Source organism: Dongia sp. agr-C8, from assembly GCF_054658695.1.
In genome coordinates, this window is record NZ_BAAGHZ010000003.1 from 141,006 (window position 1) to 154,232 (window position 13,227).

A 13,227-nucleotide genomic window follows, 5' to 3' on the forward strand; every position below is an offset into this window, starting at 1 on the left:
GGGCGGTTATCGGGTCTCGCGCTCGGCAGGGCCGCTGCTTCCTCCTCTGGTGAAGTTTGGGCGATTGCGTTTGGGCGCTCTCGTTGCGCGTCGTGGTCCACGGATTCCTTTCGTGCGGCGGAGGGAAAGGCGTGGAACCCGGAGGCAGATCCCCGGATCAAGTCCGGGGATGACGACAAGGTAGCGGGAGAGAGGACAGGCCTTCTGCGAATGCCCGGCTGATGGATGTTTCGGCGCCGCGCCTGCCTCACGCGCCGCGCCCTTTGGGAGGAGATGCTGCCATGGCTGAGCACACCAACAATTATCCGAAGCTCCACAACGCGATGTGGCCGGGCGTGGTCGGCAAGGGGGCGCCGGGGGCGGAGCCGTTTATCGGGCTCGATACCTTGCTGGAGCTCACCGCCAAGGCCGATGTCGATGGGGTGAAGTTCGACGGGGTCGATCTCTGGCTCGCCGATCCGCATGTCTCGATCGACAGCTCGAAGGACGACATCAAGCGCGTGGTCGACAAGATCGCGGGCTATGGGCTGAAGATCGGCTCATTCGTGGCGCCGATCTGGGGCGGGGCCGGCGGCGGGTCGGCGATGGGCTCCAAGGAGGAGCGCGCGAAGTTCGTCGAAGCGGTGCGCAAGGCCTGCGTGATCGGCAAGTGGATGCGCGACATGGGGATCCGCCCGACCGGCGGGGTGCGGATCGATTCCTCCTCCAGCGTCACCGACTGGGAGAAGGATCCGGCCGGCAACACCCGCAAGATCGCCGAGACCTTCCGCGAGGCCGGCAAGGTCGCGCAGGACCATGGCGAGTATCTGTTCGCCGAGGGCGAGATCTGCTGGGGCGGGATGCAGTCCTGGCGGAAGAATGTCGATCTGCTGGAGGAGGTCGGCATGCCGGGCGTGGTCGGCTATCAGGCCGACATGGCGCATTCGATGCTGTTCACTTTGGGCTACAACTCGGAAGAGGACCGGCTGCTGCCCAAGGATTATGACTGGAAGGACAAGGCGCAGCTCGATGCCGCCTATAAGAAGGTCGCCGATGCGCTGCGGCCCTGGACCTATGACTTCCACGTGGCGCAGAACGACGGCACGGTGTTCGGCTCCGGCGATCATGAGAAGACCGGGCGGCACGTCCAGGCCACCGATCCCAACGGCAAGCTCGATATCGCCAAGCATGCCGGCTACTGGCTGCGCGACGACCAGGGCGCGCTGACGAAGAAGATCCGGCACTTGAGCTGGGACGGCTGCATGTTCCCCAATGCGGTGATGATGCAGCAGCAGACCTGGAACGACGTGCTGGGCGCCATGCTGAAGGTGCGCGATGCGCATGGGTGGAGGGAGTAGGCACAACCGTCAACGACCTCTCCTCAGCCGTCACCCGCGGGCTTGACCCGCGGGTCTCGTGGGGAGTTCGCACCGGATGGAGATCCCCGGGTCAAGCCCGGGGATGACGAGCGAAAGGGCGGGAGTTCGCTCTTGAGAGAGATGGCCGGGTCAAGCCCGGCCATGACGCGTCGGAAAAAGTCAGGGAAGAAATCACGTGGCCAAGAAGCAGCTGAATATCGGGATCATCGGCGGCGGGTTCATGGGGCGGACGCATTCCAATGCGTTCCGCCAGGCGCCGGAATTCTTTGCGCTGGACTACCAGCCGGTCTTGAAGGCGGTCTGCACGCGCTCGGCCGAGGGGGCGGCGAAGTTCGCCGCCAACTGGGGCTTCGAGAGCTCGGAGAGCGACTGGCGGAAGCTGATCGAGCGCAAGGACATCGACCTGATCGACATTGCCTCGCCCAACGACACGCATGAGGAGATCGCCGTTGCCGCCGCCAAGGCCGGCAAGATGGTGATGTGCGAGAAGCCGCTGGGCCGCACCGCGGCCGAGGCCGAGCGCATGGTGGCCGCGGTCGAGGCGGCCAAGGTGCCGAACATGGTCTGGTACAATTACCGCCGGGTGCCGGCGGTGACCTTGGCCAAGAAGCTGATCGACGAGGGGCGGCTGGGGAAGATCTTCCACTACCGCGCCAAGTTCCTGCAGGACTGGACTATCTCCGCCGACGTGCCGCAGGGCGGCACCGGCACCTGGCGGCTGGATGCCAGCGTCGCCGGGAGCGGCGTCACCGGCGACCTGCTGGCGCATTGCATCGACACGGCGATGTGGCTGAACGGCGGGATCGAGACGGTGACCGGCGCCACCGAGACTTTCGTCAAGCAGCGCAAGCATGCGACGACCGGCCAGGTGGCGGAGGTGAAGATCGACGACGCCAGCATGTTCCTGTCGCGGTTCAAGAACGGCTCGCTCGGCATGTTCGAGGCGACGCGTTATGCCCGCGGGCACAAGGCGCTTTACACCCTGGAGATCAACGGCGAGAAGGCCTCGATCTTCTGGGACCTGCACGATCTCCACCGGCTGCAATGGTTCGACCACAAGGATGAGGGGCAGCTGCGCGGCTGGCGCTCGATCCACATCACCGACGGCGACCATCCCTATATGGGCCATTGGTGGGTGCCGGGGCTGCAGATCGGCTATGAGCATACCTTCATCCACCAGGCGGCGGATTTCATCGAGGGCCTCAGCAGCGGCAAGGCGGCGGCGCCGACCTTCCGCGATGCGCTGGCGACGGAGTATGTGACGGATGCGGTGCTGAAGAGCGCGGCTTCGAAGCAGTGGGAGACGGTGAAGGGGTGAGTTTGGTCGGAGAGACCGAGCGACCCCTCACCCCGGCCCTCTCCCTCAAGGGGAGAGGGGGACGTTGTCCGCGCTCCGCGCGTAAGTGATCAGAGCTGTCTGTAACAGCAGTGAGTAACACACCCCTCTCCCCCTGAGGGAGAGGGGGGTGAGGGGTCGACGGATTCATCCGAGTTGGGGGAAACGATGGCAGACACGGACAACCGCACGCCGGAGCAGCGCCTGAGGGATCTCGGCATCGCTTTGCCGCCGGCGCCGGGCGCCGCGGGCGACTATCTGCCTTACATCATCACCGGCAACCTGCTGATGACCTCGGGGCAGATGCCGTGGCGCGACGGCGTGCTGCAGTTCAAGGGGAAGATCGGCGGGGAGCTTACGCTCGAGCAAGGCTATCAGGCGTTTCGCTTGAGCACGCTCAACGCGATCGCGCAGGTGCGGAAGGCGCTGGACGGAAATCTGGATCGCGTGCAGAGAATCCTGCGGCTGGAAGGGACGTTCGGCTGCGCGCCAGGCTTCACCGATCACCCGAAGGCGCTGAACGGCGCCTCGCATATCGTCAACGAGGTGTTCGGGCCGCGCGGGTTGCACACCCGGATGGTGCAGGCAAACAACGAGATGCCGCTGGACTGCGCGACCTTGGTGGTGCTCACCGCGGAGATCAGCTAGGATACCCGCGAAACGGGAGATCCTATCATGCAAACGGCGGCGCCGACCCAGCCGGCCCTGCAAATTCGCCGCTTTCTGGCCAGCCTGGCGGCCGGCGTCTTGGCGGTGGTTGCGGTTATTGGGTATCAGAAGTGGATGGAGCGCAAAGCGACCGAGGAGGCACTGGCGACGGTCGCGTTTCGTATCCAACCCATGGCCGAGGACGTCGCGGCGGGCAGTTGCAGCATTCTAGCCTGGATCGACCACCTTCAGCACAAGCGGGGTCAGTCGCTGACGCCTGACCTGATCCTTTCCGACGCACGCGCGCCCTGGCAGAACACCAGTTCGATGTCGTCCTTTGTGACGTCGCTGCAAAATGAGATGCGAGAGGCGCGGGGTGCGGAGGCGCGCGCCGTCCAGGAGCAACTGACCTCGCTGGGCTTTGCCAGCCGCGATCTGCAGGACTCGGTCAACGACCTGCTGACCGCCCTCATCGCCGTCGACACGGGACGGCCCGCATCGGCGATTTCGAGTTTCGAGTCGGCGCGGGAACAGGCGAAGAAGGCAGTGGCCAACGCGCAAGAAGCCGGCAACCAGATTGCCGGCTGCGAAGACCGCTGAACGGCGAAAGATTTAGCTGCGCTGGCTGTGGTCCGGGCCGTGGGGGATGACGGCTTGCGCGGTGCCGAGGCAGAGGGTGTAGGCGATGGCGGCGACCACCGCGGTCATCACCCAGGCCGCGATCATGAACCGCGGCAGTGCCAGCCTGAAGCCCCGCATGTGACCTCCCCGATTCCAATCGGTCCCGACGTCACATCAGCTTAGGCGATGATTGTGAAAACTTCGTAACGGTTGGGCGGTCGGGGCCGCTGAAGCGGCGCGATTCGCACAATCCGGTGCGAGATCGCGTAGAATCTAGAGCTGCTTCGCCATCTCGCGCAGGTTGGCCTCGAAGACCTCCGGGGGTTGGCCGCCGGAGATCAGGTATTTGCGGTTGACGATGATCGCCGGGACCGAGTTGATGCCGGCCGAGAGCCACGCCTGCTCCTCCTGCCGCACGTCGGCGGCGTAGCGGTCGGAGGCAAGGATCGCGCGCGCTTCATTCGGGTCGAGGCCGACTTCCTGCGCCGCCGCGACCAGCACCTCGGGGTCGGCGATGTTGCGGGCGTCGGTGAAATAGGCGCGCAGCAGCGCGTGCTTCAATGCCGGCTGCTGCGCCGGATGGGCGACGCCGGCCCAATGCAGCAAGCGGTGCGCGTCGAAAGTGTTGTAGATCCGCTCCTGCGGATTCATGGTGAAGCCGACCGCGGCCGCGCGCTGGCGGATGTGCTCGCGCGACGCGGCGAATTCCTGCTTCGAGCGGCCGTATTTCTTCGCCAGATGCTCGTCGCGGTCCTCGCCCTCCGGCGCCATGTCGGGGTTGAGCTCGAAGGGCTGGAACTGGATCTCCGCCTCGACCTCGCCCTCCAGGCGTTGCAGCGCGGTCTCGAGACTGGCGAGGCCGACGGCGCACCAGGGGCACACCACGTCGGAGACGAAATCGATCTGCATTTTCTTGGCCGCCATTGCGGGCTCCTCTTTGTCGCTGCGGCTAATATGGCCGAAACACGCGATTACGCCAGCGCCTCGGCTATGCGATGCAGGGCGGCCAGGGTTGCGCCTTCCTTGACCGTGTCGGTGAAACTGGGCCAGGTCGAGAGCTTGACCACGACCATGTCGTGCTCCCAGGAAATCCAGATCAGCTGGCCGAAGACGCCGACGCACATCAAGGTTCGCGATTGCGGGTCCTCGAGCCAGAACTGGTTCTTGTAGGAGCCCTGGGGCAGGATCTCCCAGTATTGCGGGCCGTGGCGGCCGCCGTTGCGCGCGGCCTCGATCCAGGCCGACGGCACGATCCCGGCGCCGTTCTCCAGGATCATCTGGCCGAAGCGGCCGTAGTCGCGGAGCGTGGCGTTGAAGCCGCCGCAGGCCAGCGCATAGCCGGCGGAATCGACGGTGAAATTGGCGCTCTCCTCGACGCCGAGCTTCTGCCAGATCTCCTCGGAGACCAGCTGCGGCAACCGCTTCTCCGTGACGCGCTCCATGCAGAAGGCGATCACGTCGGTCTCGATCGAGCGGTAGTTGAATGCCGCGCCATGCGGGCGCTCGAGGGTCTTCAAGCTGAGGATCAGTTCCCAGATATGCGCCGGCCATTGGAAGTCCGGGTCGCTGCCGGGCGGGATCGGCTTCCAGCCGCAGGCGACGTCCATCTGCCCGACCTCGCAATAGCGGTCGGTGTAATCCTCGCTGAACTTGACGCCGCTGCGCATGTCGAGGACCTGCTGCAGGGTGGCACCCTGGTAGGCGGTGCCGGCGAGCTCCGGGAGATAGTCGGTCACCCGCTTCTCGGGATCGAGCAGGCCGCGGCCGACCAGGATGCCGCAGACCGCCGAGGTCACCGACTTCGCCATCGATTGCGAGAGATGCAGCGAACGCGCGGTCATGCCGTTGTAATAGCGCTCGATCCGGATGCTGCCGCCCTTCAGCACCAGCAGGCCGTCGGTGAAGGTTTCCTCGAGCAGGCCGGCGAGCGTGGTCCGGCCGCCGCTGCAGCTTATGATTTCGAGCGCGTCGAGGTCGCGTTCGTCGCGCGGCAGCTTCCGCGCGTGGCCGCCGCCGCGCCAGACCTCCCGGGTCGGCACCAGCTCGCGGATATGCTGGAAGGCCCAGCGGTTCCAGGGCGGCCGGTCCCAGTCGAGCTTCGGCACGATCAGGGACGGCGGCGATCCTTCCATGATGGCGGGACGCGGCTCGGCGTTCTTGTAGGATGGCATCAGAGCTCTGATCCCTTCAGACTGTAGTCATGGCGGTGGTCGCCGATCAGCCAGAGGATCTTGTCGAAGACCTGGAACGGGCTGGCGGTCGAGACGGCGCGGCCGGCCTCGGCGATGAGATGGATGATCTCCGGCCGGCAGCGGGTGTAGAGCGCGGCATGCGACTGGATGAAATCCTTGTAGTACCAGTGATCGACCAGCTTCTTGTCGCTGAAGTCCCAGCGCACATAGCCGTCATGGTCGTCGTAGCGCCGCTCCTCGACGATGCGTTCGTAGGGTGTCTCGAGCTGGACCGCTTTCAGGAGCTTCACCAGGAAGGCGATGCCGTTGACGGTCGCGCTGTCATAGACCGGCGCCGCTTCCGGAAAGCGGGCCCAGAGCAGGCGCGAGGTCAGCACCATGAAGCTGCGGCTCTTGTCGTCCCTGGCGACCGCGGCGCGCAAGGTGTCGAAGGCCGAGGAGAGCTCGGCGGCGTCCAGCCGGTCCAGGACCGGCAGAACCTGCCGCGCCAGGTGATCGGCCGAGGCCGGGCCGGTGCGGTGATAGGAGAGCCATTCCGCGAGCAGGGTGGCGCGTTCCTCGACCGGGCGGTCCTGGGCCGCGGCGGCCTTGATCGCCGCCTGGTCGCGCTGGAAGGAACCGGCCTTGAGATTGGCGGGGTCGAGCAGCGCCGCCGCCGCCTGGAAATAGCGCCGCACCAGTTGTGCCCAGACCGTCGAATCCATCACCCCAGTCCCCGAACCATCCCGTATTAACACTTTAGTCTCCGATTCGATCGCTGGCACGGGCTTTGCGACATCTGCGAAGCGACGGCATGAAGGGCAGATTTTGCCCGCTCCAAGGTTAATGAGGCAGGACAATGTCAGGGATCGGCGGATTGAGCTTCGGGATGGTGACCACCCCATCCTTGCGCCCGTCTTCAGGGATGACCCAGGCCGGCTTGGACGACGACGGCAAGGCCGGCAACGCGGCGGTCGATGAATTCCTGGCCTATATGAAGAAGTCGCTGGCCGAGCGCATGGCCGATGCCTGGCTCGCGGCCCATGGCCTCGACCGCGCGAAACTGAAGGCGATGAAGCCCGACGAGCGCGAGGCGGTGCTGAAGCAGATGGCCGAGGAGCTGAAACAACAATTGCAGCAGGCCACCGCCGCCGCCAAGTCCGCGCGCAAGACCGAAGCGGCCTGATTCACCATTGGCCGATTCATCATTTGGGGCGATTCCGTGATTTGACAGGGCGCCACGGCTGCGCCAGCGTAAGGCCAAAGATTTCCCGGGGGCTTTACAGTGGCAGAACGGTTGGCGGCGCGGCGCGGCGTTTGGCGCCGGCTCGGCTTTCTCCTCTTCCTGTTCGCGATGCTCGGCGCGGCTCTGTGGTCGGCTTCGGCGCAGGCCGATGATTTCGCGCTGCCCAAGGCCAAGACCGCCGATCTCCCGAAGCTCACCCTGCATGTCAGCCAGTATCACGTGGTCCATGCCAAGCCCGGCATGGAGGTCGAGCTGCTCGACATCGACGACGCGCCGCTCGGCGTCGGCCTCTCGCGCGAGGATTTCTGCACGGCGGCACTCCAGGGCACGGTCGAGGTCTCCGGCGTGCTCTACAGCGTCGCCGGCAAGGGCGGCGACAGCCTGGTCGACTGCGCCCTGCCGGAATTCTCCTGCCCGCGCTGCGCCGCCTTCGATCTCGGCAGCAACCGCTTCGTCAGGCTGACCAGCTCGGACGGGCTCGGCGCCAAGGCCTACGGCCTGGTCCCCTATCGCACCATCGCGGTCAAGTCCGGCCGGCTGAAACTCGGCACCGTGGTCTATATCCCGGCGGCGCGCGGCCTGAAGCTGCCGAACGGCCAGAAGCATGACGGCTATTTCCTGGTCGCCGATATCGGCGCGATGGGCGACAACCAGATCGACCTCTACACCGGCAGCAAGCCGCTGAAGTGGAAGATCCTCGGCAGCGGCACAAGGCACAGCCGCAGCGTCGCCGCCTATGTCATCACCGACCCCGCGGTGGTGAAGCCGCTGAAAGCCGCCCACAGCGCTTCCGCCAAGGCCGCTTTCGCCGAATAACGGGTCGGCATCATCCGGGAACCGAAGCGACCAGCCCCCGTTTCGAAGGGGGACGGACTCGCCTGAGGTCGACATGCATTTCATCGAGAATCACACTGGGAGTTCGGGCGTCGAATCCGTCGAGATCGGCGACCGTTCGATCACGGTGCGCTTCGCCGAGGGCGGGACCTATCTCTACGACCAGGTGAAGCCGGGCAAAGTGCATGTGGCGCAGATGATCGCACTGGCCCGCGCCGGCGCCGGCCTCGGCACCTATATCCGCCAGCAGGTCCGCAACAACTACGCCCGCAAGATCGACTGAGGGCCATGGTGGTCCTGGGGTGATCCAGGGCCGGCTGCGCGCCGTAGAGGGTGCGTGGCATGGCGCCGACCTGGATGATCATGAAAACCCTTGTCCTCCCCTATCTCGTTTCCGGACTGAGCTTTCTGGCGCTGGACGCGGTCTGGCTCAGCCTCATGGGGACGACCCTCTATCGCGCCCAGCTCGGCAACCTGGTGCTGGAGAAGTTCCTGCTGGCGCCCGCCATCGCCTTCTATCTGATTTATCCGGTCGGGATCGCGGTCTTCGCGGTCGGGCCGGCCTTGCAGGCCGCCTCCGGCGCCGTCGCGCTGGGATATGGCCTGCTGCTCGGCTTCCTAGCCTACGCGACCTATAACCTGACCAACATGGCCACCCTGCGCGGCTGGTCGCCGCTGGTGACCGCGGCCGACCTCGGCTGGGGTTCCTTCGCGACCGGCGCCGCCGCCCTGGCCTGCTTCTGGATCCTGCGCCTGCTGGGCAAGGGCTGACCGGTGACCCCGCCGCAGGTCGTCTGGATCACCGGCGGCGGCTCGGGGATCGGGCGCGCGCTGGCGCGGTCGCTTGCCGGCGACGGGCATGTGGTGGCGATCAGTGGCCGGAACGAAGCCGCGCTCACCGAGACCGCGACCGCCGCCCCAGAGGCGATCCACTGTCACCCGCTGGATGTCACCGACGGCGCCGCGGCCGCGCTTGTGGTCGCGGCCATCGAGACCGGGCTCGGGCCGATCGACATCGCCGTGCTCAACGCCGGCACCTACACGCCGATTTGGGTGGAGGGGTTCGACGCGCAGGTCTTTCGGCGCATGATCGAGACCAACCTGATCGGCGCCGGCAACACGATCGCGCCCTTGCTCGATCGCATGCGCCGCCGCGGCCGCGGGACCATCGTCATCGTCGCCTCGGTCGCCGGCTATGCCGGGCTGCCGGGTGCCGCCGCCTACGGCGCTTCCAAGGCAGCGCTGATCAACATGGCCGAGGCGCTCTATCCCGACGCAAGGCGATATGGCATCCGCATCGCCGTGGTCTGCCCCGGATTCGTCGAGACGCCGCTGACCGCGCAGAACGATTTCGCGATGCCGTTCCTGATGTCGGTGGACGAGGCTTGCCGGCGAATCCGCCGCGGCCTCGAAACCGGGCGTTTCGAGATCGCCTTTCCGCGGCGCTTCGTGCTGCTGCTGAAGCTCGCGCGGTTGCTGCCCTATAGCCTCTATTTCAGGCTGACGGCGCGGATGCTGTCATGAGCGCCGCTCAAGCTGCAGGTGCACGACGTCGATCTTGCCGAGGCTGAAGCCGACCTCGCAGTAGCGCAGGTAATAGTCCCACATGCGGCGGAACCGTTCGTCGAAACCGAGCGACTGGATCGCGGGCCAGTTCTCGCGGAAGCGCTCGCCCCAGAGCCGCAAGGTCCGGGCATAGTCGCTGCCGAAGCCGTCGTTCGACAGCACCGAAAGGCCGGCGCGCTGCGCCAAGGTCTCGAGGATCTGCCGCGTCGGCAGCATGCCGCCGGGGAAGATGTAGCGCTGGATGAAGTCCGCCGACTTGCGGTAGGACGCATAGCGGTCCTCGGAGATGGTGATGATCTGCAGCGCCGCCTTGGCGCCGGTCGCCATCCGGTCGCGCAGCACCTGGAAATAGACCGGCCAGTTGCGCTCGCCCACCGCCTCGAACATCTCGATCGACACCACGGCGTCGTATTCGCCGGTGCTGTCGCGATAATCCTGCAGGCGGATATCGGCCTTGTCGGCGAGGCCGGCGCGGGCGATCCGCTCGCGGGCGAAGCGATACTGCGCGTCGGAGATGGTGAGGCTGACCGGGCGGGCTTCAAGCTCGCCGGCCGCCATTTCGGCAAAGCCGCCCCAGCCGCAGCCGACCTCGAGCACCCGGCTACCCCGCTCGATACCGGCGAGCTCGGCGATGCGGCGATATTTCCGGCTCTGCGCCGCGGCGAGATCCTCGCTGTCCTCCGCAAAGCGCGCCGAGGAATAGGTCATCGTCTCGTCCAGCCACAGCCGGTAGAAGTCGTTGCCGAGATCGTAATGCGCGGCGATGTTGCGCCGGCTGCCCCTGCGGGTATTGGGCCGCAGCAGATGCGCCAGGCGGTTGACCACGCGCATGATGCCGAAGCCGGCGAGCTTCTTGTCCAGCACATGCTGGTTGAGCGAGGCAAGCCGCAGCAGCGCGTCCACATCGTCCACGCCGATCTCGCCCGAGAGATAGGCTTCGGCAAAGCCGAGCTCGCCGCCGAAGGCCATGCGCCGCAACGCCGCCCAGGTCTTGATGTCCAGCGCGACCTTGGGTCCCGCGGCCTGGCCGCGGTAATGCCGCGCCAGCCCATTCGGAAAACGGATCGACACTTCGCCGATCTCGAGCTGCGCGCAGCAACGGTGGAGGAATGCCGACCACAGGCCGCCGAGATCGGCACCGGTGGTCTCGGGAACGGAAGGCACCGGCGCCCGGTCGTCGGTCATTCTGGGCCTCAGGTTTCCAGTTTGGATTGGAGTTCGATCCCTCCAGTATTGCGCGTGTCGAGCCGAAGCGGAACGCCTTTGATCAGCAAACGGAAAGCTTCCCAGTGGATGGCCGCGATCACCTTGAGGGTCATCAGCGGATAGCGCAAAGCGAGGCCCAGGAGCGCCCGGTCCGACAGCCCGGCGCGCCGGCCGGCGAAGCCGGCCCGGAACAGCTTTCCGCCGCTATCCTGTTGATCGATATGGATGGAGACCCGATCCGCGGGCGGCAGGACCTGGAACCGGTAGCCGCCGCTCACGTCGTTGAAGGGGGATACATAGAAGGCCTTGCGGCAGCTCTGCCGCACCGCACCCTCCCCGCCCCCTTCGCCGTCATGGGGGAGAACATAGGCGTGGCGCTCTCCGAAGGTGTTGCTGACCTCGTAGATCACGGCCGCGAGACCGCCCTCGGCGCGGTGGCAGAAATAGACCGAGAGCGGGTTGAAGACGTAACCCAGGATCCGCGGATAGCAGAGCAGCGTGACCCGGCCGCCGGGGATGGCGATCCCGACGCCGGCGAGACGCTCGTCCACCCAGGCGCGCAGCGAAGCCGCGCGATCGCTGCCGTGGTCGCGGTCCATGAAGCTGAAGAGATTCCAGCGGTTGTGGCTGAACAGGGCAAGCCCTCGGTCGAGCGCGGGCAGTTCGTCGAGATCGAGCAGCAGGCTGAACACCCGGTAGCGGAAGGCATGAACCCGGGGCCGCAGACGCTTGTGATAGACCGTCCCCTCGTAGACGCCCGAGTGATAGACCCCTCGGCGCATGTCCGGCCCGGCGCTCACGCGGCGACCGGTTCGCGGGCCGCCGTGGGGAGAATGCAGATCCGGCCGGATTCCTCCGACACCTGCCAGGGCCGCCGCACGCCGCCCAAGGCCTCCGCCACCGCCAGCCCGGCCTGCAAGCCATCCTCGTGGAAGCCGGCCCCGAAATAGGCGCCGCAGAACCAGAGCCCGCCTTCGCCCTGCAGCCGCCAGAGCTGTGACTGGGCCGCCACCGCGCGACCGTCGAACATCGGGTGCGTATAGTCGAATACCGCGAACACGCTCTCCGCCCGCGGCAGGGTGGTGGGATTGAGCGTCACGAAGACGTCGCGGTCGAGCTCCAGCTGCTGCAAGCGGTTCATCCAATAGCTCACCGTCACCGGCCGGCTGGGGTCGGGCGTCTCGATCACGTTCCAGCTCGACCAGGCGCGGCGCGACACCGGCATCAGGCGCGGGTCGCTGTGCAGGATGGCGCGATTCGACTGATAGCGGAAGGCACCGAGCAGCCAGTTCTGGATCGCAGTCCGCCGCGCCAGGAGGCGCAGTGCCTGGTCGGCGTGACAGGCCAACACCACGGCATCGTAGCGATGGCGGGTGCCGTCGGAGTCGATGAGAACCGGGGCAGCGCCGGCGCCATCGGCCTCGACCGCGACGATGTCGCTGTTCAGGCGAAGATCGATCGGCGCATCGGCCAGCAAGGCCCGCACATAGGTCGTCGAGCCGCCGGCGACGGTGCGCCAGACCGGCCGGTCGCGGAATTTGAGCAGGCCGTGATTGGCGCAGAAGCGGGCGAAGGATTCGAAGGGATAGTCCAGCATGTCGCGCGGCGGCGCCGACCAGATCGCCGCGCACATCGGCAGCAGATGATCGGCGACGAAGGCCCGGCCGTAGCCGCCATGGGCCAGGAACTCGCCGAGGCTGCGCATCGCCCATTCCGGCCGGCGCGCCTGCAGCGGCGCCTCGCGGTAGAAGCGGGCGATGTCGCGCAACATGCTCCAGAAGCGCGGGCGCAACAGGTTGCTGCGCCGTGCCAGCAGGCCATCCAGCGTGCTGCCGGAATACTCGAAGGCTCCGCCATTCATCGACACGGCGAGCGACATCTCGGTCGCAATGGTCGGCACGTCCAGATGGCGGAACAACGCCGTCAGGTTCGGATAGGTCTGCTCGTTGAAGACGATGAAGCCGGTATCGACCGGCACCCCACCCATCGCCGGCGGCAGGGTGACGGTGTTGCTGTGCCCACCCGGCCGGGAATCGCTTTCATAGAGCGTCACCCGGTGGCGGCGCGCCAGCAACCAGGCCGCCGAGAGTCCGCTGATGCCGCTGCCGATGACCGCGATCCGCTTGCCGCCGGATCCGCCGGTTGACCGCGGCGCAAGACCGGGACCAAATGGGCTCGCGCCCGCCGAAATATCGTTCAGGGTCACAGTGCCGACCGCCTCCACCCAGAGAATTCATCTTC

At 66.4% G+C, this 13,227-nt stretch carries 16 protein-coding genes; 9 read left to right on the forward strand and 7 right to left on the reverse strand.

The annotated features are described in order from the left end of the window. The first annotated feature begins 281 nt into the window (after positions 1 to 281). The 4 genes from ACYQ4T_RS14820 to ACYQ4T_RS14835 all read left to right on the forward strand — a co-directional run bounded on the left by ACYQ4T_RS14820 (position 282) and on the right by ACYQ4T_RS14835 (position 3,942). The gene (locus tag ACYQ4T_RS14820) at positions 282 to 1,337 is read left to right on the forward strand and encodes a TIM barrel protein (protein ID WP_459855517.1); all 1,056 of its coding nucleotides are present in this window, start codon (positions 282 to 284) and stop codon (positions 1,335 to 1,337) included. Positions 1,338 to 1,533: 196 nt separating this feature from the next. Further along, positions 1,534 to 2,676: a Gfo/Idh/MocA family protein gene (locus ACYQ4T_RS14825; RefSeq protein ID WP_459855519.1), complete on the forward strand. Its 1,143-nt coding sequence runs from the start codon at positions 1,534 to 1,536 to the stop codon at positions 2,674 to 2,676. Between the two features lie 186 nt (positions 2,677 to 2,862). Then, the gene (locus ACYQ4T_RS14830; RefSeq protein ID WP_459855522.1) at positions 2,863 to 3,342 is read left to right on the forward strand and encodes a RidA family protein; all 480 of its coding nucleotides are present in this window, start codon (positions 2,863 to 2,865) and stop codon (positions 3,340 to 3,342) included. 27 nt (positions 3,343 to 3,369) lie between these two features. Then, positions 3,370 to 3,942: a hypothetical protein gene (locus tag ACYQ4T_RS14835; protein ID WP_459855524.1), complete on the forward strand. Its 573-nt coding sequence runs from the start codon at positions 3,370 to 3,372 to the stop codon at positions 3,940 to 3,942. 12 nt (positions 3,943 to 3,954) lie between these two features. Here the strand turns inward: ACYQ4T_RS14835 and ACYQ4T_RS14840 are convergent, their stop codons facing one another. From ACYQ4T_RS14840 to ACYQ4T_RS14855, 4 genes are all read right to left on the reverse strand, one after another. Beyond that, positions 3,955 to 4,101, reverse strand: a complete 147-nt coding sequence (locus ACYQ4T_RS14840; protein ID WP_459855526.1) for a hypothetical protein — start codon at positions 4,099 to 4,101, stop codon at positions 3,955 to 3,957. Positions 4,102 to 4,236: 135 nt separating this feature from the next. Then, complete coding sequence (locus ACYQ4T_RS14845) at positions 4,237 to 4,887, reverse strand: DsbA family oxidoreductase (RefSeq protein WP_459855528.1); 651 nt, start codon at positions 4,885 to 4,887, stop codon at positions 4,237 to 4,239. Between the two features lie 47 nt (positions 4,888 to 4,934). Further along, positions 4,935 to 6,134, reverse strand: coding sequence for a serine hydrolase domain-containing protein (locus ACYQ4T_RS14850; protein WP_459855530.1), 1,200 nt, complete (start codon positions 6,132 to 6,134; stop codon positions 4,935 to 4,937). After that, positions 6,134 to 6,859, reverse strand: a complete 726-nt coding sequence (locus ACYQ4T_RS14855) for a hypothetical protein (RefSeq protein ID WP_459855532.1) — start codon at positions 6,857 to 6,859, stop codon at positions 6,134 to 6,136. The genes ACYQ4T_RS14850 and ACYQ4T_RS14855 overlap by 1 nt, the downstream gene beginning before the upstream one ends. A gap of 164 nt (positions 6,860 to 7,023) precedes the next feature. Between ACYQ4T_RS14855 and ACYQ4T_RS14860 the strand changes: the two genes are divergently transcribed. The 5 genes from ACYQ4T_RS14860 (at position 7,024) to ACYQ4T_RS14880 (ending at position 9,738) form a co-directional block, all read left to right on the forward strand. Further along, positions 7,024 to 7,320, forward strand: coding sequence for a hypothetical protein (locus ACYQ4T_RS14860; protein ID WP_459855534.1), 297 nt, complete (start codon positions 7,024 to 7,026; stop codon positions 7,318 to 7,320). Between the two features lie 99 nt (positions 7,321 to 7,419). After that, on the forward strand, positions 7,420 to 8,196 hold the full coding sequence (locus ACYQ4T_RS14865; protein WP_459855536.1) for a hypothetical protein: 777 nt from the start codon (positions 7,420 to 7,422) through the stop codon (positions 8,194 to 8,196). A 73-nt stretch (positions 8,197 to 8,269) separates the two neighbouring features. Continuing rightward, positions 8,270 to 8,497 carry a hypothetical protein gene (locus tag ACYQ4T_RS14870; protein ID WP_459855538.1) on the forward strand — a complete coding sequence of 76 codons (228 nt, stop codon included), beginning with the start codon at positions 8,270 to 8,272 and terminating at the stop codon, positions 8,495 to 8,497. Between the two features lie 80 nt (positions 8,498 to 8,577). Then, positions 8,578 to 8,985 carry a DUF2177 family protein gene (locus ACYQ4T_RS14875; RefSeq protein WP_459855539.1) on the forward strand — a complete coding sequence of 136 codons (408 nt, stop codon included), beginning with the start codon at positions 8,578 to 8,580 and terminating at the stop codon, positions 8,983 to 8,985. 3 nt (positions 8,986 to 8,988) lie between these two features. Continuing rightward, positions 8,989 to 9,738: an SDR family NAD(P)-dependent oxidoreductase gene (locus ACYQ4T_RS14880; protein ID WP_459855541.1), complete on the forward strand. Its 750-nt coding sequence runs from the start codon at positions 8,989 to 8,991 to the stop codon at positions 9,736 to 9,738. Here the strand turns inward: ACYQ4T_RS14880 and ACYQ4T_RS14885 are convergent. Genes ACYQ4T_RS14885 through ACYQ4T_RS14895 form a run of 3 tightly spaced genes read right to left on the reverse strand, consistent with a single transcriptional unit; the run spans position 9,733 to position 13,192 of the window. Then, positions 9,733 to 10,965: a class I SAM-dependent methyltransferase gene (locus ACYQ4T_RS14885; RefSeq protein WP_459855543.1), complete on the reverse strand. Its 1,233-nt coding sequence runs from the start codon at positions 10,963 to 10,965 to the stop codon at positions 9,733 to 9,735. The two genes, ACYQ4T_RS14880 and ACYQ4T_RS14885, sit on opposite strands and share 6 nt — an antisense overlap. A gap of 8 nt (positions 10,966 to 10,973) precedes the next feature. After that, on the reverse strand, positions 10,974 to 11,768 hold the full coding sequence (locus tag ACYQ4T_RS14890) for a DUF1365 domain-containing protein (RefSeq protein ID WP_459855545.1): 795 nt from the start codon (positions 11,766 to 11,768) through the stop codon (positions 10,974 to 10,976). 14 nt (positions 11,769 to 11,782) lie between these two features. Then, positions 11,783 to 13,192 carry an NAD(P)/FAD-dependent oxidoreductase gene (locus ACYQ4T_RS14895; RefSeq protein WP_459855547.1) on the reverse strand — a complete coding sequence of 470 codons (1,410 nt, stop codon included), beginning with the start codon at positions 13,190 to 13,192 and terminating at the stop codon, positions 11,783 to 11,785. Between the last annotated feature and the right edge of the window lie 35 nt (positions 13,193 to 13,227).